Consider the following 24,014-nt stretch of genomic DNA (forward strand, 5'->3'; position numbering starts at 1 on the left):
AAATAACTCTTGCACTGGCTTTTAAACACACTGTTGAGTTCTCAAGAAACGGACGCGAACACCGTCTGCACTAGCCCGGGGCGCTTCGTTCCGTTGTGTCTCTATTCTGTCAGACCCGCTTTTTCGTGTCAAATTCAGTGATTTGACATAAACGAGCATGGGCACAACAAATAAAGACTCTCCCGTTTCCGGGACAACCCTCTTAACTTACCGTGCCATCTCGCCGCTGTCGAATCAAACGGTTTTCCCGCGACGTGATGGTGGTTGGCCCTGGGCCCGTCCACCGCCTAGCGGTGCCCGGCTCGCTCCAAGGGCGTAGAGAAGACTAGGTCGGGATCGCGGCGACGTCAAATCACGCTTGGATCACGTCCCATACTTCCTCACGCGCATCATACGTAACACGATGCATGGTAGGAGAGGTGACCAGCACCCCCACCCTCACCAGGCCTGTGCTCCAGTCCGCGAGGCGTCGCCTTCGGCTCTGGCCGCTCCCGGTCGCAGTCGTCACGGTCGTCACGCTGATCGGTTTCACCACAGCCACCCTGAACGGGGACGAACTGGCCACACTCAGCGCCGCCCGTCGTTCGCTACCCGACCTGTGGACGCTGGCCCAGAACATCGACGGGCACTTCCTGCCCTACTACGTCTTCATGCACGTCTGGCTGAAGTTCGGGCACAGCGAGCTGTGGCTGAGACTGCCGTCACTGATCGCGATCGCCGTCGCCACCGGCTTCCTCGCCGACCTCGGCCGCCGCGCCCACACCGCGCTGACCGGCCTGATCGCGGGACTCCTCTTCGCCCTGCTCCCCACGACCTCCTACTTCGCGGCTTTCGCCCGGTCCTACTCCTTCGCCGCAGCCGCCGTGGTCTTCTCGTTCTGGGCGCTGCATCGCGCGACCGGCCGTCGCGATCGCGGGCCATGGCTGCTCTACGGCCTGAGCGTGGCGCTGATCCCGTGCACCCACCTGTTCGCCGTGCTCACGCTCCCCGCTCACCTGATCTTCGCGCGGGGTGAGAGGCGGGTTCTGTTCGGGCTGGCCACCGGCGCCGTCCCCGCCGCCGCCCTGGGGTTGCTCGGGTACGGCGAACGCCACGCGATCTCGTGGATCCAGCAGCGCGGGCCCGACGTTCTGCTGAAATTTCCGGACATGGTGGCGGGTGCCGCCCTTCCCGGCCTCATCCTCTTCATCCTCGCCCTGACCGCCCTGCTCCACCCTCACCTCCTCCGCCGAAGCCCACATCCAGCGGCGTCTCAAGGACCGATCCAGGCCGTGGCGCACGCTCAGGCTGAGGAACGAGCGGGGGAACGGCCGGAGACAGCATCCGGCGCACATGCAGGGGAACGGCCGGGGACAGCGCCCGGCGCACAAGCGCGGGAACGGCCGGAGACAGCGCCCGGCACACAAGCGGGAAGCCAGCCGACGGCACAGGCCGGTGCGCTTGCCGGGCCAAGAGCGGAGTCACGAACCAGAGCAGAAGCGGGGGCACGGGACGGGGCAGAGGCGGGAGCACAAGCCGGGTCAGAGGCGGGGGCACAAGCCGGGGCACGAGCCAGAGCAGAGGCCGGGGCCCGGACAGCTGGACGGACAGCTGGACCGCCCGCCCCCCTCCCCTGGATCCTCGCCTGGCTCCTGCTCCCCCCGCCCCTCCTCCTGGCGATCTCCCACCTCCTCACCCCCGCCTACGTCGACCGCTACCTCTTCGTCACCGCCCCCGCGCTGGCCCTGGCCGCCGCCCTGGCCCTGAGCGAGCTGGCCAAGGCGCCCGCCATCGCCGCCCTGGCCGTGGTCACGACCGCCGCCTCTGCCGTCCCCCAGCACGCCGACATCCGCGAGCCCAACGGCCGTTTCGACAACATCCCCTGGGCGATCTCCCGCCTGGATCCCGCCCCCGGCGACGCGCTCGTCTACGGCCAGAGCCAGATCCGCGCTGGCTTCCTCTACTACGCCAGGCGTGGAACGCTCCCTGACGACGTCCTGCTCCAGCAGTCCGCCCCGGCGGCGACCGGCTTTGGCTACCCCGAGGCCCGGGACACCGCCGAGGCGTTGCAGGGCCGTGACCGGGTGTGGGCGATCTGGCGCGGCAGCCGTACCAAGGCCCAGTCCCTGCCGAGGATGCGTTCCCTCGACGAGGCGGGCTTCACGATGAAGGACTCCTGGCAGTCGGGCGACACCCCCGGCCTCACGGTCGCCCTCTTTGTCCGTAACACGAAAGAGGGCCCGGGAGGTGGAAACCTCCCGGGCCCGGACGACTGGACGGGCTAGCCGACCTCGACCCCGCCGATCGACTTCTTGCCGCGGCGCAGCACCAGGTAGCGCCCGGCGATGAGGTCGTCGCCGGTGGGGATGTAGCCCTCGTCGGTGACCTTCTCGTTGTTCAGGTAGGCGCCGCCCTCCTTGATGGCGCGGCGGGCCTCCGACTTCGACGCCACGAGCCCGCTGTCGGCCATGAGGTCGACGAACGAGGCGCCCAGCTCGGGCACCTGCACGCGCGGCACCTCCGACAGCGCGGCGCCGAGCGTCGCGGCGTCGAGCTCCTGGAGCGCGCCCTGCCCGAACAGCGCCTTGGCGGCGGTCTGGACGGCCACGACCTGGTCGGCGCCGTGCAGCATCGTGGTGAACTCCACGGCGAGCGCGCGCTGCGCCTCGCGGGCGAACGGCCGCTCGGCGACCGACTTCTCCAGCTCCTCGATCTCCTCCTTGGACCGGAAGCTGAAGATCTTGAGGAACTTCACGACGTCGCGGTCGTCGGCGTTGAGCCAGAACTGGTAGAAGGCGTACGGCGAGGTCATCTCCGGGTTGAGCCAGACCGACCCGCCCGCCGTCTTGCCGAACTTGGTGCCGTCGGCCTTGGTGATCAGCGGCACCGTCAGCGCGTGCACGTGGGCGCCCTCGACGCGGCGGATGAAGTCGACGCCGGCGGTGATGTTGCCCCACTGGTCGCTGCCGCCGAGCTGCAGGGTGCAGCCGTAGCGCCGGTACAGCTCCAGGTAGTCGTTGGACTGCAGGATCTGGTAGCTGAACTCGGTGTAGCTGAGCCCCTCGCCCGCCAGGCGGGCCGAGACGGCCTCGCGCGAGAGCATGCGGTTGACGGGGAAGTGCTTGCCGACGTCGCGCAGGAAGTCGATCGCCGACAGCCCTGCCGTCCAGTCGAGGTTGCTGACCATCACGCCGCGCGCCTCGTCGGTGAGGTCGAGGAAGCGGCTCACCTGGACGCGGATCTTCTCGACCCATTCGGCGACGAGCTCGACCGGGTTGAGCGCGCGCTCGGTGTTGCGGCCGCCCGGGTCGCCGATCAGTCCGGTGGCGCCGCCCACCAGGCCGATCGCGCGGTGTCCGGCCTGCTGGATGCGGGCCAGCGTGAACAGCGGGACGAGGTTGCCGACGTGGAGCGAGGGCGCGGTGGGGTCGAAGCCGCAATAGGCCGTGATCGGACCCTTCGCCAGCGACGCGCGCAGGGCGTCGATGTCGGTGGACTGCGCGATCAGGCCGCGCCAGGCGAGGTCATCCAGGATGTCGGTCACGATTTGGCTTCCTGAGTAGATGGTTTGCACGTATAGCCTGCCTGATCATCTCAGGTCCACGCCACTCGGATAACCTCGGTGTCCATGTGGAGGGTACGCCGTGAGCCGATCTTCGCCAAAGCCGGCGCCGCGCTGGCCTGCCTGGCGCTCGGCGTCTACTGGTTCCTCCAGGACGACACCCGCGGCGTCATCCTGGCCGTCCCCGCCACGCTGCTGCTGGGCGCGATGGCGTTGCGCGACGTCCTGGCCCCGGTACGGCTGGCCACCGACGAGTCCGGCATCACCGTCGTCCACGGCTACGCCGGCCGCCGCCACGTCCCGTGGTCGCAGATCGAGGACATCAAGGTCGACATCAGCAGGCGGTACGGCTTGCGCAGCGAGATCCTGGAGATCGACACCGGCGACAACCTGCACATCTTCAGCCGCAACGATCTGGGCGCCTCCCCCACCGAGGTGGCCGCGGAGCTGCGCCGCCTCCGTCAGGCCTGAGGTCGCCCCGCCGGACCCGGCTGACGTCGCCGCGGCACGTGCCTGCGGTACGGCGAGACGGTCGGGTCGCCGTCGATCCAGAACCTCCAGGGCACCTCCATCGCCGTGGAGATGCCGGTGCGCGGCCCCGCCGACACCCTCTCGGGCACGGCGCCGTCGTACACCGAGCCGATCATGTCGATCCCGTTCTCCGGCCGCGAGAAACCCATCGCGACCGCCAGCCGGGCCGGTCCGCGCGCCAGGTCGCGGTCGGGAACCGGCTTGACCGCCCCGCGCCGGGCCCGCGCCGTATCGATCCCCGCGACGATCTCGCCGCCGCGCAGCAGCACGGCCGAGCCGTGTCCCTCGCCGAGGCAGACGAGGTTGGCGCAGAAGTGCATGCCGTAGGTGAAGTAGACGTACAGGTGCCCGGGCGGCCCGAACATCACCGCGTTGCGCGGCGTCATCCCCCGGTAGGTGTGCGCCGCGGGATCCTCGCCGGGCCCGCCGTACGCCTCGACCTCGGTGAGCCGCAGCGCGACCCCGCCGTGGACCACGACCTTGCCGAGCAGGCCGGGCGCGACGAGCGAGGGGTGCCGGTCGAAGAACGAGCGCGGCACCCTCTCGCCGAAGGCGGCGTTCAGGAGCCCGAGGCCCAGGCGGCCTGGTCGTCGACCGTCTCGCGCAGGGAGGCGAGCTGGTCGCGGACGCGGTCGGGCGCGGTGCCGCCGAAGGCCTTGCGCGCCGCCATGGCGCCCGCCACGTCGAGCACGTCGCGCACGTCGGCGGTCAGGTGCGGCGAGACCTTGAGCATCTCGTCGTCGGACAGCTCGTGCAGGTCGACGTCGTTGACCTGGCAGTAGACGACCAGGTGGCCGACCGCCTCGTGCGCCTCGCGGAAGGGCACGCCCCGCCGTACGAGCAGCTCGGCCAGGTCGGTGGCCAGCGCGAAGCCGTCGGAGGCGGTCGAGGCCAGCTTGTCGACGTTGACCCGCATGGTCGCCACCAGCCCGGCCATGGCGGGCAGCACCAGGAGCAGGGTGTCGATGGAGTCGAAGACCGGCTCCTTGTCCTCCTGCAGGTCGCGGTTGTAGGTGAGGGGCAGGCCCTTCAGCGTGGTCAGCAGCGTCATCAGGTTGCCGATGAGGCGCCCGGACTTGCCGCGCGCCAGCTCGGCGACGTCGGGGTTCTTCTTCTGCGGCATGATCGACGAGCCGGTGGAGTAGGCGTCGTCCATCTCGATCCAGCGGAACTCCTGCGAGGCCCACAGGACGATCTCCTCGCCCAGCCGCGACAGGTGCACGCCGACCATCGCGGCGTCGAAGAGGAACTCGGCGGCGAAGTCGCGGTCGGCGACGGCGTCCATGGAGTTCGGCGCGGCGCTGGAGAAGCCGAGCTCCTCGGCGACGGCGACCGGGTCGAGCGGCAGCGACGAGCCGGCCAGCGCGCCGGAGCCCAGCGGGGAGACGGCGGCGCGCCGGTCCCAGTCGCGCAGCCGGTCGATGTCGCGGGCGAAGGCGTGCACGTGGGCCAGCAGCTGGTGGCCGAAGGAGACCGGCTGGGCGTGCTGCAAATGCGTCATGCCGGGCGCGGGGGTCTCGGCGTGGGCGGCGGCCTGCTCCATGAGTGCGGTCTCCAGCTCCACCAGGCGCGAGACGATGAGCCGCACGTGGTCGCGGAGGTACAGGCGCAGGTCGGTGGCGATCTGGTCGTTGCGCGAGCGCCCGGCGCGCAGCTTGCCGCCGAGCGAGCCGAGCCGCTCCAGCAGCCCGCGCTCCAGCGCGGTGTGCACGTCCTCGTCGGCGACCGTGGGGCGGAACTCACCCGACTTGCAGGCGGCCTCCAGGTCGTCGATCGCGCCCAGCATGCGCGCGAGCTCGTCGTCGGTCAGCAGGCCAGCCCGGTTGAGCACCCGCGCGTGGGCGCGCGAGGCCGCCAGGTCGTACGGCACCAGCCGCCAGTCGAAGTGCACACTCACCGACAGCCGAGCCAGCGCGTCGGCCGGTCCGCTCTCGAACCTGCCGCCCCACAGCCGCATCGGCTTGGCATCCTTACTCATAGTCACAGAATCCTAATGTGTTCTTTCAGCGATCTTCAGCAGCGCACGCGCCACCTCGTCGCCTCCCAGCGCGTCGCGGCTGATCACCAGGATGGTGTCGTCACCCGCGACGGTGCCGAGGATCGATTTCCAGTCCGCGTGGTCGATCGCCGAGGCCAGGAACTGCGCGGCGCCCGGCGGCGTGCGGACGATCACCAGGTTGGCGCTGGCCTCGGCGGAGACGAGCAGTTCCTCCGCCAGCCGGCTCAGCCGGGCCGCGGGGGCCTCGGCCATGCCGACTCTGGCCAGCGGGATGCGACCGCCGCCCTCGCCGGGCAGCGCGTAGATCTGCGAGCCGTCGTCGGCGCGCAGCTTGAGCGCGCCGAGCTCGTCGAGGTCGCGCGACAACGTCGCCTGGGTGACCTCGACTCCTTCCTCCGCCAGCAGTTTGGCCAGCTCCGGCTGGGAGCGGACGGTGTGCTTGGTGAGCAGCTCGGTGATCTTCGCGTGGCGAGCGGCTTTGGTCGCCGGAATCATTGTCGGGTCACCAACCAGTGAAGTAGCGCCTTCTGGGCGTGCAAACGGTTCTCCGCCTGGTCCCACACCACGCTGCGCGGGCCCTCGAGCACCTCGCCGGTGATCTCGTAGCCGCGGTAGGCGGGCAGGCAGTGCAGCACGATAGCGTCGGCGGCGGCGTGCTGGAGCAAGTCGTCGTTGACCTGGTACGGCATCAGCGCCGCGACCCTGGCCTCCTTGTCGGACTGCCCCATGGACACCCACGTGTCCGTGGCGATCACGTGTGCCCCCTTTGCCGCTTCTGCCGGATCAGTGAAAATATGCCCGGGAAAAGCTGGATGGTAGCCCTCAGGAGCGCAAATACGCACCTCCATCCCGGCAAGGGCCCCGCCCAGGAGGTAGGAGTTGGCCATGTTGTTGGCGCCGTCGCCGAAGTAGGCCAGCGTCAGCCCCTCGGTCCGGCCGAACCGCTCGCGCACGGTCTGCAGGTCGGCCAGGATCTGGCACGGGTGGAAGTCGTCGGTGAGCGCGTTGACGACGGGCACCTGCGAGGCGGCGGCCATGGCTTCGAGGTTGGCCTGCTCGAAGGTGCGCCACACGATCGCGGCGACCTGGCGGTCGAGCACGCGCGCGATGTCCTCGGTGGGCTCGCCGCGGCCCATCAGCACCGAGACGTTGTCGATGACGAGCGGCTGGCCGCCGAGCTCGCCGATGCCGACGTGGAAGCTCACCCGGGTGCGCGCCGAGGGCTTGTCGAACAGCACCGCGACGGTCTTGGGCCCCTCCAGGGGGCGGTAGCCGTACTGGTCCTGCTTCATCGCCGCGGCCAGCTCCAGCACCTCGAGCTGCTCGGCAGCGCTCAGGTCGTCGTCGCGCAGGAAGTGCCTAGGCATGGTCGAGAACCTCCGGGAGGGCGTCGACGAACGTCTGGAGCTCTTCCGCGCTGATCACCAGCGGCGGCGCGAGCCGTACGGCGTCGGGCTGCAGGGCGTTGACCAGGAAGCCCGCCTTGGCCGCGGCCGCCTGGACGCCGGCCGACCTGTCCTCGTTCAGCACCAGCGCGAGCCACAGCCCCCGCCCGCGCACCCCCTTGAGCAGCGGGTGCGAGACGCCTTCCAGCCCCGCGCGGAAACCGGCGGCGACCCGCTCGACGTGGGCGAGGTCCACGGTGTCCAGGACCGCGAGCGCCGCGGCGCAGGAGACCGGGTTGCCGCCGAAGGTCGAGCCGTGCTCGCCCTTGTCGAACACGACCTTGCCGAAGCTGACGCACGCGCCGATCGGCAGGCCGCCGCCCAGGCCCTTGGCCAGGGTCAGGATGTCGGGCGTGGCGCCCTCGACCTGGTGGGCGAACCAGTGACCGGTCCTGCCGATCGCCGACTGGATCTCGTCGGCGACGAGCAGGGCCCCGGCGGCCTCGGTGATCTCGCGTGCCTGCTGGAAGTAGCCGTCGGGCGGCGGCACCACGCCTGCCTCGCCCTGCGTGGGCTCCAGGAACAGCGCGATGCAGTCCTCGGTGACGGCCTGCTTGAGCGCGTCGGCGTCGCCGTAGGGCACGAAGCGCACGTCGACGGGGAAGGGGCCGAACTGGTCGCGGATCGCGGGCTTGCCGGTCAGGCTGAGCGCGCCGATGGTGCGGCCGTGGAAGCCGTTCTCGGTGGCGACGAAGTAGGAGCGCCCGGTCTGCTTGCCGTACTTGACGCACAGCTTGTAGGCGGCCTCGTTGGCCTCGGTGCCGGAGTTGGCGAGGAAGACGCGAGCGGTGTCGCTGCCGAGAAGACTGCGGAGCTTCTCGGCGAGCAGGACCTCCGGCTCGTGCAGGAACAGGTTGGAGGTGTGGGCGATCGTGGCGACCTGCCTGGAGACCGCCTCGACCAGCGCCGGGTGGGCGTGACCGAGGGAACTGGTGGCGATGCCGCCGATCAGGTCGAGGTAGGCGGCGCCCTCCACGTCCCAGACCGTGCAGCCCTCGCCGCGGGCCAGCGCCACGGGCGGCACCCCGTAGTTGGGCATGAAGGCGGCTTCGAACCGCTCGAACAACGTCATGAGGGCATCACCATGGTTCCGGTTCCTTGGTCGGTGAAGATCTCGAGCAGCAGGGCGTGGGGCTCGCGGCCGTCGAGGACGTGCGCCTGGGGCACGCCGCCCTGGACGGCGGTGAGGCAGGCCTCCATCTTGGGCACCATGCCGCTCTCCAGGCTGGGGAGCAAGGTCTCGAGCTCGGCGGCCTTCAGCTGCTTGATGAGGGAGCTCTCGTCGGGCCAGCGGGCGTACAGGCCCTTCACGTCGGTGAGGACGATGAGCTTCTGGGCCTGGAGGGCGACGGCCAGCGCGGCGGCCGCGGTGTCGGCATTCACATTGTAGATTTCTCCGTCGTCGCCCACGGCGACGCTGGAGATCACCGGGATGCGTCCGTCGTCGAGCAGGGCGCGCACCGCGCCGGGGTCGACCTTGACGATCTCGCCGACCTGGCCGATGTCGACCTGCTCGCCCTCCACGACCGCGTACTTCTTCTCCGCGGTGAACAGCCGCGCGTCCTCGCCCGACATGCCGACGGCGAACGGCCCGTGCCGGTTGACCAGGCCGACCACCTCGCGGTTGACCTGGCCGGTGAGGACCATGCGCACGACGTTCATGGCCTCGGGCGTGGTCACGCGCAGGCCCGCGGTGAAGTGCGACTCGATGCCCTGGACCTTGAGCTGGGCGCTGATCTGCGGGCCGCCGCCGTGCACGACGACGGGCTTGAGCCCGGCGTAGCGCAGGAACACGACGTCCTCGGCGAAGCGCTCGCGCAGCGACTCCTCGGTCATGGCGTTGCCGCCGTACTTGATGACGACGGTCGCGCCGTGGAAACGCGCGAGCCAGGGCAGCGCCTCGACCAGGATCTCGGCCTTCGAGGTCATGAGCTGTACGCCGAGTTCTCGTGCACGTAGGCGGCGGTCAGGTCGGTGGTGTGGATCGTGGCGGTGTGCGGTCCCGCCGACAGGTCGATGGTGATCGTCACGTCGCGCGGGCGCATGTCGACCTTGGACCGGTCGTCGCCGACGCCGCCGCCCCGGCACACCCAGATGCCGTTGATGGCCACGTTCAGCCGCTCGGCCTCGAACACGGCGCCGGTGGTGCCGACCGCGGCCAGCACGCGGCCCCAGTTCGGGTCCTCGCCGTGGATGGCGCACTTGAGCAGGTTGGAGCGTGACACCGTGCGGCCGACGTCGACCGCGTCCTGCTCGGAGGCGGCGCCGATGACCTCGATGGCGATCGCCTTGGAGGCGCCCTCGGCGTCGACGAGCAACTGCCTGGCCAGGTCGGCGCAGACCTCGGTGACCTTCCTGCCGAACTCCTCCAGGTCCGGCCTGACCCCGGCGGCGCCGCTGGCCAGCAGCAGAACGGTGTCGTTGGTCGACATGCAGCCGTCGGCGTCGAGGCGGTCGAAGGTCAGGGAGGTGGCGCGGCGCAGGGCCGCGTCGAGCTCCTCGCTGGTCAGGTCGGCGTCGGTGGTGATCACGCAGAGCATCGTGGCCAGCGCCGGGGCGAGCATGCCCGCGCCCTTGGCCATGCCGCCGACCATGTATCCGCCCTCGCCGCGCTTGAAGGAGATCTTCGAGACGGTGTCGGTGGTGCGGATGGCGTCGGCGGCGGCCAGGCCGCCGTTCTTGCTGAGCTGGGCGGCCGCCTGGTCGACGCCGGCGAGCAGGGCGTCCATGGGCAGGCGCTCGCCGATCAGGCCGGTGGAGCAGACCGCGATCTCGCCCGCGGAGTCCTGGAGCACATCGGCGACCTTCTCGGCGGTCGCGTGCGTGTCCTGGAAGCCTTCCGGCCCGGTGCAGGCGTTGGCGCCGCCGGAGTTCAGCACGACCGCCTTGAGGCGGCCGCCGTCGAGCACCTGCTGCGACCAGAGCACCGGGGCCGCCTTGACGCGGTTGGCGGTGAAGACTCCGGCGGCGGCGCGGCTGGGTCCGTCGTTGACGACCAGGGCCAGGTCACGGCCGCCGCTGGCCTTGATTCCAGCGGCGATGCCTGCGGCACGGAAGCCGAGGGGGGCGGTAACACTCACGGAGCGACTCCAGTCATGGGGAGGCCGAGTTCTTCTGGCAGGCCGAGGGCGAGGTTGACGCTCTGGATCGCGCCCCCGGCCGTGCCCTTGGTGAGGTTGTCGATGGCGATGACCGCGACGATCTTGTTGACGCGCTCGTCCAGGGTGACCTGGAGGGCTGCTGTGTTGGCGCCGTAGGTCATCGCGGTGGCGGGCCACTGGCCCTCGGGCAGCAGCCGCAGGAACGGCTCGTCCTTCAGCGCCACCTCGTAGGCCTCGCGCAGGGAGCGCCGCGTGACGCCGGGCGCGGCGGGAGCCGTACAGGTGGCCAGGATGCCCCGGCTCATGGGCACGAGCGTCGGGGTGAAGGAGACGGTGACCCGCTCGCCCGCGACGGCCGACAGGTTCTGCTCCATCTCGGGGGTGTGGCGGTGCACGCCGCCGACGCCGTAGGCGCTGACCGAGCCCATGACCTCGCTGCCGAGCAGGTTCGGCTTGAGCGACTTGCCCGCGCCGCTGGTGCCGGAGGCGGCCACGACGATCACGTCCGTCCCGGCCAGGCCCGCGGCGAAGGCGGGGAACAGGGCCAGGGTGACGGAGGTGGGGTAGCAGCCGGGCACGGCGATCCTGGTGGCCTCCTCGAGCACCGCCCGCTGGCCGGGGAGCTCGGGCAGGCCGTACGGCCAGGTGCCGGCGTGCTCGCCGCCGTAGAACTCCTGCCAGGCGGCGGGGTCGGCCAGCCGGTGGTCGGCGCCGCAGTCGACGACGACGGTCTCGGGGCCGAGCTGGGCGGCGACCGCGGCCGAGTGCCCGTGGGGCAGGGCGAGGAAGACGACGTCGTGTCCGGCGAGTGCCTCGGCGGTGGTCTCCTGGATGACCCGGCCGGCCAGCTGCGGCAGATGCGGCTGGTGGGCGCCGAGCGTGGTGCCGGCGCTGGAGGCCGCGGTGAGGGCGCCGATCTCGAACCCGGGATGCGTCAGGAGCAGGCGCAGCAGCTCACCACCCGCGTAGCCGCTCGCCCCCGCGACCGCTGCGGACCTCATGACTGCATATCCATTCACCTTTACTCATGGTTTTGCGATGTGAAGATTATGCACTGGGGGGCATGGACATGCAACACCGCGGATCTAGCGCGACGTACCGACTGGTCGGTAATGTGAAATATCCCCGTAACAGAGTGGAGTCGCGCAGTATGAGCCCCACGAACGCCCAGGTCGAGGCCCAGCTCACCGCCCCTGGACAGCTCTTCGAGATCGAGGAGATCGGCGACACCGGCGTACGCACCTGGAAACACGCCCCGCAGCACTTCCGCACCTTGCTGGAGAACAGCCGCTGGCAAGGCGAGAACCTCTTCCTCGCCTACGAGGACGAGCACATCACCTACGAGCAGCACTACCGCCAGGCCGCAACCCTGGCGCACCGGCTGGTCTCGGAGTACGGCGTGGCCAAGGGCGACCGGGTGGCCATCGCCATGCGCAACTATCCCGAGTGGGTCGTCTCGTTCTCCGCCACCCTGGCGGCGGGGGCTATAGCCGTACCCCTGAACGCCTGGTGGACCGAGCAGGAGCTGGCCTACGGGCTCAGCGACTCCGGCGCCAAGGTCATCATCGCCGACGACGAGCGCGCCCAGCGCATGGCCAACTCCGGCATCCCGACGATCGTCGTCCGTGGTGAGCAGTGGCGCGAGCTGCTCAGCAAGGAGGAGACGACCCTCCCCGAGGTGGAGCTGACGGCGCAGGACCCGGCCACGATCTTCTACACCTCCGGCACCACCGGCCACCCCAAGGGCGCGCTGGGCAGCCACCGCAACCTCGGACAGTCGCCGATGACCGTGGCCTACGGGCTCATGCGCGCGGTCGCCCTGGCGGGCAAGGACCCCGGCGCCGCCGCGGGCGCCAAGCGCATCACGCTGCTGACCGTGCCGCTCTTCCACGTCACCGGCTGCTTCTCGGCGCTGACCACCACCATGTTCACCGGCGGCGCCGTGGTGCTCATGTACAAGTGGGACCCGGAGAAGGCGCTGCAGGCCATCGAGCGCGAGAAGGTCACCACGATGATCGGCGTGCCGACCAACGCCTGGCAGCTGATGTCGCATCCGGACCTGACCAAGTACGACCTGTCGTCGCTGACCACCCTCGGGTACGGCGGCGCGCCCGCCCCGCCCAAGCTGCTGGAACGCATCAACGACAACCTGCCGCAGCGCGCGGCCTCCAACGGCTACGGCATGACCGAGACCACGGCGCTGGCCATCGGCAACGGCGGGCCCGACTACCAGGCCAGGCCCGACAGCATCGGCCTGCCCAGCGCCGTCGTCGACGTGCGCATCGTCGGGCCGCTCGGCGACGAGCTGCCGGTCGGCGAGGTCGGCGAGCTGTGCGTGCGCGGGCCGAACGTCATCATGGGCTACTGGAACAAGCCCGAGGCGACCGCGCAGACCTTCGTCGAGGGCTGGCTGCACACCGGCGACCTGGCGCGCGTCGACGAGGACGGTTTCGTCTACATCGTGGACCGGGCCAAGGACATGGTCATCAGGGGCGGCGAGAACGTCTACTGCGCCGAGGTCGAGGCCGCGCTGTTCGAGCACCCGGCCGTCGACGACGTGGCCGTCATCGGCGTGCCCCACGACGAGCTCGGCGAGGAGGTCGGGGCGGTCATCCGGCCCGCCGCCGGGAGCTCGGCGACACCGGAGGAGCTGCGGGAGTTCCTGGCCTCGCGGATCGCCAAGTTCAAGATCCCTGTGCACTACTGGTTCCGCTCCGACGAGCTGCCGCGCAACCCGGGCGGGAAGATCCTCAAGACTCACCTGCGCAGGGAAGTCCTGGGCAATTCCTGAGCCAGTTATCACGCTTTATTCAGACAAAGCGGTTTGACTGGGAGCAGCCGAAGCCGCCGGAAGAGTACTCGGGACACCCCTCCGGCGGCCTTCGGCTCCTCCAGGTGTGCTGGTCGAGATCTAGGCGGCCACGTGCTCGGCGATGACCGCGGTCATCGGCGTCACCGACGGCAGGCGCGGGGCGGCGAAATAGCCGGGCTTGTGCGAGCGCAGCAGCGCCTCCCCGCTGCGCTCCCACTGGAAGCCCTTGCGGTTGAGCAGCCGGGCGAAGACCGCGCTCGCCTTGTCGGGATCGCGCTCGGCCAGGCGCCGCAACGGCACCGGCGAGACCGCGTCGCCGCGCAGATAGCCGGAGAGCACCTCCCGGTAGCGCGGCTTCATCAGCAGCCGGGGATCGGCGAAGATCTCCTCCAGGATCCCGAAGTCGGCGTAGTAGGCCAGCCCATCGGCCTCGTCGAAGATCAGCGCCACCGACGCCGCCCCCGTGACGTGCGCCGGAAGCGGCACCTCGCCCGGAGGCTGCCCGCCCAGCCGTTCGGCCTGGTAGACCAGGTAGCCCCGCAGCCGCTCGGCCACCTCCGAGCCGTGCACGACGAACAGGTCGGCGCCGAAGTAGGAGACGAAGCACCGGCGCTGCTCCACCTGCAGCTCCCGGGCCCTGGCCAGCGCCTCGGGGTTGCGGAAGACCAGCGCCGGGTTGGCCATCGCCGCGTGGGCCGCCGCCGCCTTGAGCTCGGGCCCGCTCTCCGGCCCGTGTACGGCGGGCGTCGCGCTGATCAGCCAGTCCTGGCGGAGCGGGACCAGCCTGGCCACGACGAACATGCCCTCCCGCAGGCTGTCGAAGGCGCCCTTGCCCAGGTTCGAGAAGGCCCGGTACGTCAGCTCGTCGACCAGGTTGAACAGCGTGACCGCCCTGGCCTCGACCTTCGTGACCTCGAAGATGCCCTCCACGACGTCCTTCCAGCCCAGCAGCATCGCCCTGTCGGCCTCGTCGAGGCCGTCGTGCTCGGCCACGAACCGGTCGACGACCGTGTCGCCGCCGGGCAGCGGGTGCTGCAGGGCGAAGTAGTCGACCGGAAGGAAGGCGGCCGCCTCGTCGGCGGGCGGCCCGTCGGCGAAGAAACGGTCGAGCACCTTGCCCAGCTCGGTGGCGAAACGCCCCGAGGTGGCATAGTGGATCAGCTCCGGCTTCAGCTCGACCGCGCGTGACAGCAAACTCATCAATCACTCCTCGTGTCGGATGTGACACTAACCGTGCCGAGCGCTGGTCGTAGGGCGTAAAACGATTTGCCGCCTATCTGGGCTTTGGCCCACAATCGAACCTCGTGTCTGGAACTTTGAAGAAGCTGCTTTCGCATCTGCGCATGGACCTCAGTCCGCTGCGCTCCTCGCGCGACTTCCGGCTGCTCTTCGGCTCCGGGCTCATCGGCATGTTCGGCTCGTTCCTGTCGATGATCGTGCTGCCGCTGCAGATGAAGGACCTCACCGGCGACTACATCGCGGTGGGCCTCATGGCGCTGGCCGAGTTCGTGCCGATGGTGGTGTGCGGCCTGTGGGGCGGCGCCATCGCCGACGCCCTCGACCGCCGCACGATCGTCCTGTGGACCGAGGTCGGCCTCATGGTGTCGATCGGCGCTTTGCTGGTCAACGCGCTGCTGCCCGACCCCCAGATCTGGGTCCTGTACACCATGGGCGCCATCACCGCGGGCCTCGGCAGCCTCCAGCGGCCCAGCCTCGAATCATTGATGCCCCAGGTCGTGCCGCACGACCAACTCGCCGCCGCGGCCGCCATCAGCAGCTTCCGCTGGAACCTCGGCGCGATCGTCTCCCCCGCCCTGGCCGGGGTCATCTTCGCCGTGTACGGCGCGGCCACCGCCTACGCCGTCAACATCGCGACCTACCTGATCTCGCTGGCGCTGCTGTGGATGATCCGCGCCCGCCCGCCGGCCGAGGACACCGCGCCCGCCTCCATCAAGACGATGATCGAGGGCGTGCGCTACGCCGTCGGCCGCAAGGACCTGATGGGCACCTACCTCGTCGACATCGCCGCGATGATCTTCGCCTTCTCGACCGCGCTCTACCCCTTCATCGCCGACCACTTCGGCGGACCGCAGACCACCGGCCTGCTCATGTCCGCCAGCGCCGTCGGCTCCCTCATCGCCTCGGTCACCTCCGGCTGGACCGGCCGCGTGCACCGCCACGGCCTCGGCGTCATCATCGCCGCCACCGTGTGGGGCGTCGCCGTCGTGCTCGCCGCGCTGATGCCGTCGCTGTGGCTGCTGCTGGCCTGCCTGGCCCTCGCGGGCGCCGCCGACATGATCAGCGGCATCTTCCGGGCGACCATCTGGAACCAGACCATCCCCAACGAGCTGCGGGGGCGGCTGGCGGGGATCGAGCTGCTGTCGTACATGACGGGGCCGATGCTCGGCAACGCCCGCGCGGGCTTCATGGCCTCGTCGCTGGGCGGGTGGCGCGTGTCGCTGGGGGCGGGGGGCGCGCTGTGCGTGCTGGCCGTGGTCGCGCTCGCGGCCAAGCTGCCCACCTTCCGCACCTACGACGCCAGGACGGACGAGCACGCGCTGCGCGAGAAGGCCCGCCGCACCGCCGCCCAGACCGTCAAGGCCTGACACACCCGCCGGCGCCGTTCCCCCGGAGCCACCGGCCCTGGGCCACGGCCGTTCAGCCCGCTTCCCGCCACCCCTCGGCTTCGTCGAGCAACGCGTCGATCCGTGCCAGCTGCTCCCCCGTCAACGACGCCTCGGGGTCCTCCAGCACCACGACCCACTGCGCGTCCTCGGCGTCGTCCTCGCCCGCCAGCGTCTCCCGCACGACCGCCGGAACCCCCAGCTCCGGATGCCATTCCCCGACCGTCTCGGCGGCCTCTTCCGCCTCGTCGCGGTCGCCGAACACCAGCAGATGCCTCATCCCCCGATTATCGGCCCTCCCGCCGCCCCATCGCCTCCACGGCCAGCCGGTCGGAGTAGTTCTCCCTGATGTACTCCCCCACCCACGCCACGATGCCCTCGAACCGCGACTCGGCGATCAGCCGGTCCCCCACCGCCTCGGCGTCCAGCGGAGTACGGCGCAGCGTCACCCCGCCGCTCTCCCCGTCGAGCAGCGCCCAGTGCGCCCCTGCCGTGCCGTACGGCATGCCGACGGAACCGGGATTGACCGCCACCCGGCGATCGACGAGGCGGACGAACGGCATGTGCGTGTTGCCCATCACGAGCGTGTCGGCCTCCAGGTCGCCGAGCACCTCCGCCCACCGCTCGTAGGTGCTGTCGACGAGGATCACCTCGTCGTCCTTGCGCGGCGTCCCGTGGAAGAAGACGGTGCGCCCGAGCCCGCCCAGTTCGACGGCGTGGGTCATCGGCAGCGTGCCCAGCAGCTCGACCTGGTCGGGCCTGAGCTGCTCGCCCGCGAACCGCGAGATCGCGTAGTCGCACTGCTTGCCGCCGGCGACCTCGACGACCTCGCGGTCGGCGTTGCCGTGCACCCACACCACCCGCTCGCCCAGGCTCACCAGCAGGTCGAGGGTCTCCACCGGCATCGGGCCCGCCGCGATGTCGCCGGTCAGCACGATCCTGTCGGCCGCACGCACGTCCGGCTCGCCGAGGACGGCTTCGAGGGCGGGCAGGACACCGTGAATGTCGGAGAGGACGGCTATGCGCATGACCTCCACTGTGGTGGGTGACGACGCGTAAGTCGACGGCACTTCACCATGCGTGAACACAGCGCAAGGCACCCAGGCCCCGACATGCCGTGGGCCGGGGCACTGACATGCCGAAGGCCGGGCCCCTGACACACCGAGGGCCCTGGGCCCCTGACATGCCGAAGGCCCGGGGGAACGTGCCCCGGGCCCCGAGCGGCCGTGCAGGGGCCGTCGAGGCGTCAGCCCCGAGCGGCCTCGTGCGGGGCGCGGCGGGGCGTCGGCCCAGGCGCCCGCCCTGCGCGTCGGCTACGCCCCCCGTAGGCGCGCCCCGACGCGGTCCGCCGCCACGGCGACGGCGGCGTCGCGGGCCGCGGTGGTCTCCTCGACCGTGAGGGTGCGGTCGGCGGCGCGGAAGCGCAGGGTGTAGGCCAGCGACTTGTTGCCCGCCCCCACTTGCTCCCCGCCGTAGACGTCGAACAGCCGGATCGACTCCAGCAGCTCGCCCGCCCCGTCGCGCAGCGCGGCCTCCACGTCAGCGACCGGCGTGAAGTCGGGCACGATAAGCGCGACGTCCTGCGTGGCGACCGGGTAGGCCGACACGGCGGGCGCCTGCGCGGGACCGGGCAGGTGCGGCTCGAAGCGGGTGAGCTCCAGCTCGACCGCGCACGTGCGGGCGGGCAGGCCGTAGGCCTCGACCACGCGCGGGTGCAGCTCGCCGGCGTGGCCGACGAGGGTGTCGCCGACGTAGAGCGCGGCGCAGCGGCCGGGGTGCCAGGGCTCGTGCTGGTCGGCGACGACGCCGAGCGTCACGCCGGCCTCGCGGGCGACGGTGCGGGCGACCTCGACGGCGTCGGCCCAGGTGGCCTGGCGGCCCTTGCCCCACCAGCCGGAACGCTCGAACTCTCCGGCGAGGACCGCGGCGATACGCTGCGGCTGGGGCGGCAGCGCCGAGGCGACGCCGGCCAGCTCCTCGTCGGAGGGGCGGCGGTCGACGCGCAGCACGGGGGCCTGCGCCGGGGCGTCGGCGACGGGCCGGTAGACCAGGCCGGTCTCGAACAGCGCCACGTCGTTGAAGCCGCGGCCCACGTTGCGCACCAGCGTCTTGAGCAGCCCGGGCAGGAGGGTGGTCCGCATCAGCGGCTCGTCCTCCGACAGCGGGTTGGCCAGGCGGGTGGCCACGCGGCGGCCGTCGCCGGCGGGCAGCAGGAGGTTGTCGAGGTCGCGCTCGCCCATGAACGGGTAGGAGAGCACCTCGACGTAGCCGGCCGCGGCCAGCGAGCGGCCGATCCGGCGGCGCAGCCGCTGGAGCTCGGTGAGCCCGGCGCCCGCGGGAGCCTTGGGCAGGATCGAGGGCAGGTTGGCGTATCCCTCGAGCCGGATGACCTCTTCGGCCAGGTCGTTGGGGTCGGTCAGGTCGGGACGCCACGACGGCGGCGTGACCGTGATCATGTCGTCGCCGGACACCGACAGGTCGATGTCGCCGCCGGAGACCACCCCGGTCGGGTCGACGCCGCCGCGCCGGGCGGCGGGCGTGTCGCCCTCCTCGACGACGCAGCCGACCTGCTGCAGGCGGGTGATGACGGTCTCGCGGTCGTACGGCACGCCGGCGACGGCGCCCGGGTGCCCGGTCGGGATGGCGATGCGCTGCGGCTCGACGTCGACCTCGGCGTGGGTGACGCCCGGCCGGATCTGCGCGCCCCCCAGCTCGGCCAGGAGCTGCACGGCCCGCCACGAGGCCACCAGCGGCAGCTCGCGGTCGACGCCGCGCTCGAAGCGCTTGGACGCCTCGGAGACCAGGCCGTGCTTGCGCGAGGTGCGGGCGGTGGCGGAGGCCGAGAAGTGGGCCGCCTCGATGACGATGTCGGCCGACTCGTCGCTGATCTCGGTGTTGAGGCCGCCCATGGTGCCGGCCAGCGAGATCGGCCCGGAGCCGTCGGTGATGAGGATGTCGCCCGGGTCGAGGGCGCGCACGACGTGGTCGAGGGTCTCCAGCGTCTCGCCCGCCCGCGCGCGCCGTACGACGATCTCGCCGGACAGCTTCGTGCGGTCGAAGGCGTGCAGCGGCTGGCCGAGCTCGAGCATCAGGTAGTTGGTGATGTCGACGGCCAGCGAGACCGGGCGCATGCCGGCGCGGATGAGCCGGGTGCGCATCCACTGCGGGCTGGGCGTCGCGGGGTTGAAGCCGCTGACCTCGCGCAGCACGAACCGGTCGCACACCGTGTCGTCGCCGATCGAGGCGGGGTAGGACGGCTCGCCGGTGGCGGGCACCTCGCGCAGGGCGGGGTCGTTGAACGGCACGCCGAAGGCGGTGGCGGCCTCGCGGGCGACGCCGCGGATCGACAGGGAGTAGCCGAGGTCGGGGGTGATCTCGAGCTCGATGACCTCGTCGCGCAGCCCCAGCAGCTCGACGACGTCGGTGCCGATCGGGGTGTCGGCGGGCAGGACCATGATGCCGTTGTGGTCGTCGCCCAGGCCCAGCTCGCGCTCGGAGCAGATCATGCCCTCGGACAGGCGGCCGTAGGTCTTGCGCGCGCCCACCTCGAAGCCACCGGGCAGCACGCCGCCGGGCAGCACGACCGCGACGATGTCGCCCTCGGCGAAGTTGGTGGCGCCGCAGACGATCTGGCGCGGCTCGGCCTCGCCCACCTCGACGATGCAGTGGCGGATGGGCTTCTTGAAGCCGGTCAGCTCCTCGATGGTCAGCACCTTGCCGACCACGACGTTCTTGACGTCGTCGCCGTGGGAGGTGATGCCCTCGAGCTTCAGCCCCGCCTGGGTGAGCCTGTCGGCCAGCTCGTGCGCGTTGACGGCGGGGAGGTCGACGAACTCCCGCAGCCAGGAAAGAGGGACCTTCATCAGATCTCCGATCCGAACGGGAGGGTGAAGCGGATGTCGCCTTCGACCATGTCACGCATGTCTTCGGCGTTGTGGCGGAACATGAGCGTGCGCTCGATGCCCATGCCGAAGGCGAAGCCGGAGTAGCGCTTGGGGTCGACGCCGCAGGCGATGAGCACCCGCGGGTTGACCATGCCGCAGCCGCCCCACTCGATCCAGCCCTCGGACTTGCAGGTGCGGCAGGGAGGGTTGCCCGGCAGCGCGGAGGCGCCTCGGCAGACGAAGCACTTCAGGTCCATCTCCGCCGACGGCTCGGTGAAGGGGAAGTAGTTGGGCCGGAAGCGCGTGGTGATGCCCTCGCCGAACATGACCTCGGCGAAGCGGTCGAGCGTGCCCTTCAGGTGGGCCATCGTCAGGCCCTCGTCGACGGCCAGGCCCTCGACCTGGTGGAAGACGGGGGTGTGGGTGGCGTCGAGCTCGTCGGTGCGGAACACCTTGCCCGGGGAGATGACGTAGCACGGCACGCCGCGCGCCAGCAGGGCGCGGATCTGCACCGGGGAGGTCTGGGTGCGCAGGACCTTGCCCGAGTCGGTCGACTCCACGAAGAAGGTGTCGTGGTCGGAGCGGGCCGGGTGGTCGGTGGCGATGTTGAGCGCGTCGAAGTTGAACCACTCGCCCTCGAGCTCGGGACCCTCGGCCACCTCGTAGCCCATCGCGACGAAGCAGTCGGCGATGCGCTCCTGCAGCGTGGTGAGGGGATGGCGGGCGCCCTGCGGGTGGCGGTCCCAGGGCAGCGTCACGTCGACGGCCTCTTCGACCAGCACGCGGGCGTCGCGCTCGGCCTCGAGCTCGGCCTGGCGGGCCGCGAGCGCCTCGTTGATCGCCTTGCGCGCGCCGCCGATGCGCTTGCCGGCCTCGGCGCGCGCGGCGGGCGGCAGGGCGCCGATCTCGCGGTTGGCCAGGGCGATGGGCGAACGGTCTCCCGCGTGCGCGAGCCGTACCTGCTTCAGTGCGTCGAGGCTGTCGGCCACCTTGATCGCCGCGAGGGCGTCGGCCTCCATGCGGGACAGCTCGTCGGCATGCAACGGTGTCACCTCGACGGGGTCGTAGTCAGTCAAGACTTAGCTCCGTATCCAGGGCTTGAGCGGACCCGAGTCTAGCCGGGTCACGCCGAAGGGACTGCGCCGCACCGTGGGCGGCTGTGGAAAACCTTCACCGCGCCGCCGGGACCGCGGGCGGGAGCCGCGATCCGCGCGGAGGGACTCGCGGACGCGAGAAGCCTCAGGGGGCGCAGGGTGCCGTGCTGGCCGGGGAGCCCACCGGGCCGATCAGGCCAGCTGCGTGCACGCACTACACAGTGGCGAAGTCGGGGGTGCCGGTGGGCACGGTAAATCGAAACTCGGCGCCGCCCCCGGGGGCACGCTGCACGGTGATCGTGCCGCCGTGCGCCTCGACCAGGCCCTTCACGATGAACAGGCCCAGCCCGGTGCCGCCCCTGCGGCGGCTGTTGCCGCGCCAGAACTGCCGGAACACGCGCGGAGCCAGCTCGGGCGCGATGCCCTCGCCCTGGTCTCGCACGCTCACGGCAACTCCCCAGCCGACGGATTCGATGTCTATCGTCACCGTACCGCGTCCGTGGCGCAGCGCGTTTTCGACGAGGTTCGACAGCACCTGGTCGATCTTGTCCTGGTCGAGCCACATCTCGGGCAGGTCGTCGCCGTACGTCAGGACGAAGCGGCCGGCCGGCTCGCCCGCCGCGACGCGCCCGGCGATCACGCGCTGGGTGCGCGCGACCAGGTCGACCACCTGGCGGTGCACCTCCAGGCGCCCCGACTCGATGCGCGAGACGTCGAGCAGCTCGGTGATGAGCCGGGTCACCCGGTCGGCGTCGTTGTTGACCGTCTCGAGCATGACGCGCTTCTGCTCGTCGGTGAACCGCTCCCACTTGGCCAGCAGGGTCGCGGTGAAGCCCTTGACGCTGGTCAGGGGGCTGCGCAGCTCGTGGGCGACGGTGGTGACCAGGTCGGCCCTGCTGCGCTCGAGACGGGCGCGGGTGCCGCCGTCGCGCAGGGTGATGGCCACACGCCGGACCTCGCCGCCCCTGGGCGGCTGGCGGACCATCCGGGCGGCGATGTAGAGCTCCTGGCCGCCGGGCAGGTGCAGCGGCTTCTCCGGCGCGCGCGAGCGGGTGGGCAGACCGCTGTGGACGTCGAGGGCCTTCCACCACTCGCGGCCGTCGTGGTCGCGGAAGGGGAAGGCGTCTTCCATGCTCTGGCCGACTGCGCCGCGCACTCCGGTCAGGCGCTCGGCGGCCCGGTTGACCGCCAGGACGGTGCCGTCGGCGTCGACCACGATGAGCCCGTCCGGCAGGTCGTCGATCGCGATCGTGCACGCGGGATCCACCACCCGCCCGCCGGTATCTTCACCGTGCACGACACCGCCTCCTCGACCTACAACGCCGACAATAGCGGGTTTCCCGACCCCTCGGGGACCCTCGGGCACGCCGTGATCAGGGCGCACTCAGGCGCGGCCTGACGCCTGCCGCTGGGCGCGCGCGGAGGCGTAGAGGCACACCGCCGCGGCGGTGGCCAGGTTGAGGCTTTCGGCCTGACCGTAGATCGGCACCCGCACGACCTCGTCGCACAGTTCCAGGACCTCCTCGGGCAGCCCCCAGGCCTCGTTGCCGAAGACCCAGGCCGTCGGCCCGCCGAGCTCGACCTCGTCGAGGGTGCGCTTGCCGCTGCCGTCGGCGGCCAGCACGCGCAGCCCGCTGTCCTTCAGGTGCTGTACGGCCTGCGGCACGGGGCTGCCGATGACCACCGGCAGGTGGAACAGGCTCCCGGCGCTCGCGCGCACGCACTTGCCGTTGTAGGGGTCGACGGAGGCGTCGGTGAAGACCACGGAGTCGGCCCCCGCGGCGTCGGCCGTGCGGAGGACCGTGCCGGCGTTGCCCGGGTCGCGCACGTGCGCGAGCACGGCGACCAGGCGGGAGTCGGCGGTGACCGCCTCGGTCAGGGGCACGTGCACGAACCGGCAGATCGCCACCACGCCCTGCGGGGTCACGGTCTGCGCCAGTTCGGCCATGACCTCGCCGCTGGCCCGGTGCACCGCCGCGCCCTGCAGCCGTGCCTCCTCGACGAGCTCGGCGTGGCGCAGCTCGGCCTCGGCGGTGGCGAACAGCTCCACGGTCACGTCGGGCAGCCGCAGCGCCTCGCGCACGGCCTGCGGCCCCTCGGCGAGGAACCTGCGGTCCTGCTCGCGGAAGGAGCGTTTGGTCAGCCGCCTGGCGGCCTTGACGCGCGGCGTGCGCACGTTGGTGAGCTCGGACATATCCGTCCCCCTCAAACGGAGAAGGGACCCACCGTGGAGGTCGGTGGGTCCCTTCTTCAGCAGCTGATTCAGCCGGCAGCCGGCGCGTTGACGTCGGCCGGCAGCGCCTTCTTGGCGGCCTCGACCAGCGTCGCGAAGGTCTGGCTGTCGTTGACCGCGAGGTCGGCGAGGATCTTGCGGTCGACCTCGACGCCCGCCAGGCGCAGACCCTGGATCAGGCGGTTGTAGGTCATGCCGTTGGCGCGGGCCGCAGCGTTGATGCGCTGGATCCACAGGCGGCGGAAGGTGCCCTTGCGGTCCTTGCGGTCACGGTAGGCGTAGGTCATCGAGTGGAGCATCTGCTCCTTGGCCTTGCGGTACAGACGCGACCGCTGGCCACGGTAGCCGCTCGCCCGCTCGAGGACGACCCTGCGCTTCTTCTTGGCGTTGAGCGCCCGCTTCACGCGTGCCATAGTTCATTCTCCCCGGGGTAGGCGCTTACTTAGCGAGCAGCTTCTTGATCTTCTTGTGGTCGTTGTCGGAGACCACGACATCGTTCTTGAGACGGCGCGTCAGCGTGGACGACTTCCACTCGTTGTAGTGCGCGCGAGCGGCGCGACGGCGCTTGATCTTGCCAGTGCCGGTCAGCTTGAACCGCTTCTTCGCACCGCTGTGCGTCTTCATCTTCGGCATAAGCCGTCTCCCTCAAATCGTCGTTCACAGAGCGGGCAGCCTGCCAGGGCGCCCTCTCCGTCCTCATGGCCGAGACATGGCTCGGCTCCCGCTCCGCGCCACTGACCGGGCCGGTGA

The 24,014-nt window shown here is 70.9% G+C and carries 22 protein-coding genes; 4 read left to right on the top strand and 18 right to left on the bottom strand.

Translation table 11 applies throughout. The features are described 5' to 3' along the window. The first annotated feature begins 419 nt into the window (after nucleotides 1-419). Nucleotides 420-2,264: a glycosyltransferase family 39 protein gene (locus ACIBH1_RS20225; RefSeq protein WP_397315343.1), complete on the top strand. Its 1,845-nt coding sequence runs from the start codon at nucleotides 420-422 to the stop codon at nucleotides 2,262-2,264. Here ACIBH1_RS20225 and tyrS read toward each other — a convergent pair. Continuing rightward, nucleotides 2,261-3,523: a tyrosine--tRNA ligase gene (gene tyrS / locus ACIBH1_RS20230; protein ID WP_397315344.1), complete on the bottom strand. Its 1,263-nt coding sequence runs from the start codon at nucleotides 3,521-3,523 to the stop codon at nucleotides 2,261-2,263. The two genes, ACIBH1_RS20225 and tyrS, sit on opposite strands and share 4 nt — an antisense overlap. An 84-nt stretch (nucleotides 3,524-3,607) precedes the next feature. Between tyrS and ACIBH1_RS20235 the strand changes: the two genes are divergently transcribed. Then, complete coding sequence (locus ACIBH1_RS20235; protein ID WP_397315346.1) at nucleotides 3,608-4,012, top strand: PH domain-containing protein; 405 nt, start codon at nucleotides 3,608-3,610, stop codon at nucleotides 4,010-4,012. Here the strand turns inward: ACIBH1_RS20235 and ACIBH1_RS20240 are convergent. The 8 genes from ACIBH1_RS20240 to argC are packed head-to-tail and all read right to left on the bottom strand — an operon-like array spanning nucleotide 4,003 to nucleotide 11,618. Next, the gene (locus tag ACIBH1_RS20240) at nucleotides 4,003-4,611 is read right to left on the bottom strand and encodes a DNA-3-methyladenine glycosylase (RefSeq protein ID WP_397315347.1); all 609 of its coding nucleotides are present in this window, start codon (nucleotides 4,609-4,611) and stop codon (nucleotides 4,003-4,005) included. The genes ACIBH1_RS20235 and ACIBH1_RS20240 overlap by 10 nt on opposite strands. A 20-nt stretch (nucleotides 4,612-4,631) precedes the next feature. Beyond that, nucleotides 4,632-6,056: an argininosuccinate lyase gene (argH, locus tag ACIBH1_RS20245; protein ID WP_397315348.1), complete on the bottom strand. Its 1,425-nt coding sequence runs from the start codon at nucleotides 6,054-6,056 to the stop codon at nucleotides 4,632-4,634. A 6-nt stretch (nucleotides 6,057-6,062) separates the two neighbouring features. Then, complete coding sequence (locus ACIBH1_RS20250; protein WP_397315349.1) at nucleotides 6,063-6,566, bottom strand: arginine repressor; 504 nt, start codon at nucleotides 6,564-6,566, stop codon at nucleotides 6,063-6,065. Continuing rightward, nucleotides 6,563-7,438: an ornithine carbamoyltransferase gene (locus ACIBH1_RS20255; RefSeq protein WP_397315350.1), complete on the bottom strand. Its 876-nt coding sequence runs from the start codon at nucleotides 7,436-7,438 to the stop codon at nucleotides 6,563-6,565. The genes ACIBH1_RS20250 and ACIBH1_RS20255 overlap by 4 nt, the downstream gene beginning before the upstream one ends. Next, nucleotides 7,431-8,588, bottom strand: a complete 1,158-nt coding sequence (locus tag ACIBH1_RS20260; RefSeq protein ID WP_397315351.1) for an acetylornithine transaminase — start codon at nucleotides 8,586-8,588, stop codon at nucleotides 7,431-7,433. The genes ACIBH1_RS20255 and ACIBH1_RS20260 overlap by 8 nt, the downstream gene beginning before the upstream one ends. After that, nucleotides 8,585-9,445, bottom strand: a complete 861-nt coding sequence (gene argB / locus ACIBH1_RS20265; RefSeq protein WP_397315352.1) for an acetylglutamate kinase — start codon at nucleotides 9,443-9,445, stop codon at nucleotides 8,585-8,587. The genes ACIBH1_RS20260 and argB overlap by 4 nt, the downstream gene beginning before the upstream one ends. Then, on the bottom strand, nucleotides 9,442-10,596 hold the full coding sequence (gene argJ, locus ACIBH1_RS20270) for a bifunctional glutamate N-acetyltransferase/amino-acid acetyltransferase ArgJ (protein ID WP_397315353.1): 1,155 nt from the start codon (nucleotides 10,594-10,596) through the stop codon (nucleotides 9,442-9,444). Before argJ ends, argB begins: the two co-directional genes overlap by 4 nt. Then, on the bottom strand, nucleotides 10,593-11,618 hold the full coding sequence (gene argC / locus ACIBH1_RS20275) for an N-acetyl-gamma-glutamyl-phosphate reductase (RefSeq protein ID WP_397315354.1): 1,026 nt from the start codon (nucleotides 11,616-11,618) through the stop codon (nucleotides 10,593-10,595). Before argC ends, argJ begins: the two co-directional genes overlap by 4 nt. A 149-nt stretch (nucleotides 11,619-11,767) precedes the next feature. Between argC and ACIBH1_RS20280 the strand changes: the two genes are divergently transcribed. Further along, nucleotides 11,768-13,408 carry a class I adenylate-forming enzyme family protein gene (locus tag ACIBH1_RS20280; protein WP_397315355.1) on the top strand — a complete coding sequence of 547 codons (1,641 nt, stop codon included), beginning with the start codon at nucleotides 11,768-11,770 and terminating at the stop codon, nucleotides 13,406-13,408. 120 nt (nucleotides 13,409-13,528) lie between these two features. On the opposite strand, the gene ACIBH1_RS20285 is transcribed toward ACIBH1_RS20280, so the two are convergent. Further along, nucleotides 13,529-14,629 carry a hypothetical protein gene (locus ACIBH1_RS20285; RefSeq protein ID WP_397315356.1) on the bottom strand — a complete coding sequence of 367 codons (1,101 nt, stop codon included), beginning with the start codon at nucleotides 14,627-14,629 and terminating at the stop codon, nucleotides 13,529-13,531. A gap of 143 nt (nucleotides 14,630-14,772) precedes the next feature. Between ACIBH1_RS20285 and ACIBH1_RS20290 the strand changes: the two genes are divergently transcribed. Further along, entirely contained in the window at nucleotides 14,773-16,035 is a 1,263-nt protein-coding gene (locus ACIBH1_RS20290) for an MFS transporter (protein WP_397315357.1), read from the top strand. A 52-nt stretch (nucleotides 16,036-16,087) separates the two neighbouring features. Here the strand turns inward: ACIBH1_RS20290 and ACIBH1_RS20295 are convergent, their stop codons facing one another. The 8 genes from ACIBH1_RS20295 to rpmI form a co-directional block, all read right to left on the bottom strand. Next, nucleotides 16,088-16,333, bottom strand: coding sequence for a hypothetical protein (locus tag ACIBH1_RS20295; RefSeq protein WP_397315358.1), 246 nt, complete (start codon nucleotides 16,331-16,333; stop codon nucleotides 16,088-16,090). A 7-nt stretch (nucleotides 16,334-16,340) separates the two neighbouring features. Continuing rightward, nucleotides 16,341-17,081 (bottom strand): metallophosphoesterase family protein, encoded by a 741-nt coding sequence (locus ACIBH1_RS20300; protein WP_397315359.1) that lies wholly within the window; start codon nucleotides 17,079-17,081, stop codon nucleotides 16,341-16,343. Nucleotides 17,082-17,366: 285 nt separating this feature from the next. Next, the gene (locus ACIBH1_RS20305; protein WP_397315360.1) at nucleotides 17,367-19,916 is read right to left on the bottom strand and encodes a phenylalanine--tRNA ligase subunit beta; all 2,550 of its coding nucleotides are present in this window, start codon (nucleotides 19,914-19,916) and stop codon (nucleotides 17,367-17,369) included. Beyond that, nucleotides 19,916-20,956, bottom strand: a complete 1,041-nt coding sequence (pheS, locus tag ACIBH1_RS20310) for a phenylalanine--tRNA ligase subunit alpha (RefSeq protein ID WP_397315823.1) — start codon at nucleotides 20,954-20,956, stop codon at nucleotides 19,916-19,918. The genes ACIBH1_RS20305 and pheS overlap by 1 nt, the downstream gene beginning before the upstream one ends. 289 nt (nucleotides 20,957-21,245) lie before the next feature. Next, entirely contained in the window at nucleotides 21,246-22,328 is a 1,083-nt protein-coding gene (locus ACIBH1_RS20315) for an ATP-binding protein (protein ID WP_397315361.1), read from the bottom strand. Between the two features lie 87 nt (nucleotides 22,329-22,415). After that, nucleotides 22,416-23,225 carry a TrmH family RNA methyltransferase gene (locus ACIBH1_RS20320; RefSeq protein WP_397315363.1) on the bottom strand — a complete coding sequence of 270 codons (810 nt, stop codon included), beginning with the start codon at nucleotides 23,223-23,225 and terminating at the stop codon, nucleotides 22,416-22,418. A 68-nt stretch (nucleotides 23,226-23,293) separates the two neighbouring features. Beyond that, nucleotides 23,294-23,677 (bottom strand): 50S ribosomal protein L20, encoded by a 384-nt coding sequence (gene rplT / locus ACIBH1_RS20325; RefSeq protein ID WP_181613858.1) that lies wholly within the window; start codon nucleotides 23,675-23,677, stop codon nucleotides 23,294-23,296. A 25-nt stretch (nucleotides 23,678-23,702) separates the two neighbouring features. Beyond that, on the bottom strand, nucleotides 23,703-23,897 hold the full coding sequence (gene rpmI / locus ACIBH1_RS20330; RefSeq protein WP_181613857.1) for a 50S ribosomal protein L35: 195 nt from the start codon (nucleotides 23,895-23,897) through the stop codon (nucleotides 23,703-23,705). Nucleotides 23,898-24,014 lie beyond the last annotated feature (117 nt).

Source organism: Nonomuraea sp. NPDC050663 (genome assembly GCF_044456985.1).
Classification (GTDB): domain Bacteria; phylum Actinomycetota; class Actinomycetes; order Streptosporangiales; family Streptosporangiaceae; genus Nonomuraea.

Excerpts from the sequence above, each read along its gene's own strand:
- ACIBH1_RS20280 (WP_397315355.1), top strand. The coding sequence starts at position 11,768 with ATGAGCCCCACGAACGCCCAGGTCGAGGCCCAGCTCACCGCCCCTGGA.
- rpmI (WP_181613857.1), bottom strand. The coding sequence starts at position 23,897 with ATGCCGAAGATGAAGACGCACAGCGGTGCGAAGAAGCGGTTCAAGCTG.
- ACIBH1_RS20295 (WP_397315358.1), bottom strand. The coding sequence starts at position 16,333 with ATGAGGCATCTGCTGGTGTTCGGCGACCGCGACGAGGCGGAAGAGGCC.
- argB (WP_397315352.1), bottom strand. The coding sequence starts at position 9,445 with ATGACCTCGAAGGCCGAGATCCTGGTCGAGGCGCTGCCCTGGCTCGCG.
- ACIBH1_RS20290 (WP_397315357.1), top strand. The coding sequence starts at position 14,773 with ATGGACCTCAGTCCGCTGCGCTCCTCGCGCGACTTCCGGCTGCTCTTC.
- pheS (WP_397315823.1), bottom strand. The coding sequence starts at position 20,956 with ATGGAGGCCGACGCCCTCGCGGCGATCAAGGTGGCCGACAGCCTCGAC.
- ACIBH1_RS20320 (WP_397315363.1), bottom strand. The coding sequence starts at position 23,225 with ATGTCCGAGCTCACCAACGTGCGCACGCCGCGCGTCAAGGCCGCCAGG.
- rplT (WP_181613858.1), bottom strand. The coding sequence starts at position 23,677 with ATGGCACGCGTGAAGCGGGCGCTCAACGCCAAGAAGAAGCGCAGGGTC.
- ACIBH1_RS20250 (WP_397315349.1), bottom strand. The coding sequence starts at position 6,566 with ATGATTCCGGCGACCAAAGCCGCTCGCCACGCGAAGATCACCGAGCTG.
- ACIBH1_RS20305 (WP_397315360.1), bottom strand. The coding sequence starts at position 19,916 with ATGAAGGTCCCTCTTTCCTGGCTGCGGGAGTTCGTCGACCTCCCCGCC.
- ACIBH1_RS20255 (WP_397315350.1), bottom strand. The coding sequence starts at position 7,438 with ATGCCTAGGCACTTCCTGCGCGACGACGACCTGAGCGCTGCCGAGCAG.
- ACIBH1_RS20300 (WP_397315359.1), bottom strand. The coding sequence starts at position 17,081 with ATGCGCATAGCCGTCCTCTCCGACATTCACGGTGTCCTGCCCGCCCTC.
- ACIBH1_RS20235 (WP_397315346.1), top strand. The coding sequence starts at position 3,608 with ATGTGGAGGGTACGCCGTGAGCCGATCTTCGCCAAAGCCGGCGCCGCG.
- ACIBH1_RS20260 (WP_397315351.1), bottom strand. The coding sequence starts at position 8,588 with ATGACGTTGTTCGAGCGGTTCGAAGCCGCCTTCATGCCCAACTACGGG.
- argC (WP_397315354.1), bottom strand. The coding sequence starts at position 11,618 with ATGAGGTCCGCAGCGGTCGCGGGGGCGAGCGGCTACGCGGGTGGTGAG.
- ACIBH1_RS20285 (WP_397315356.1), bottom strand. The coding sequence starts at position 14,629 with ATGAGTTTGCTGTCACGCGCGGTCGAGCTGAAGCCGGAGCTGATCCAC.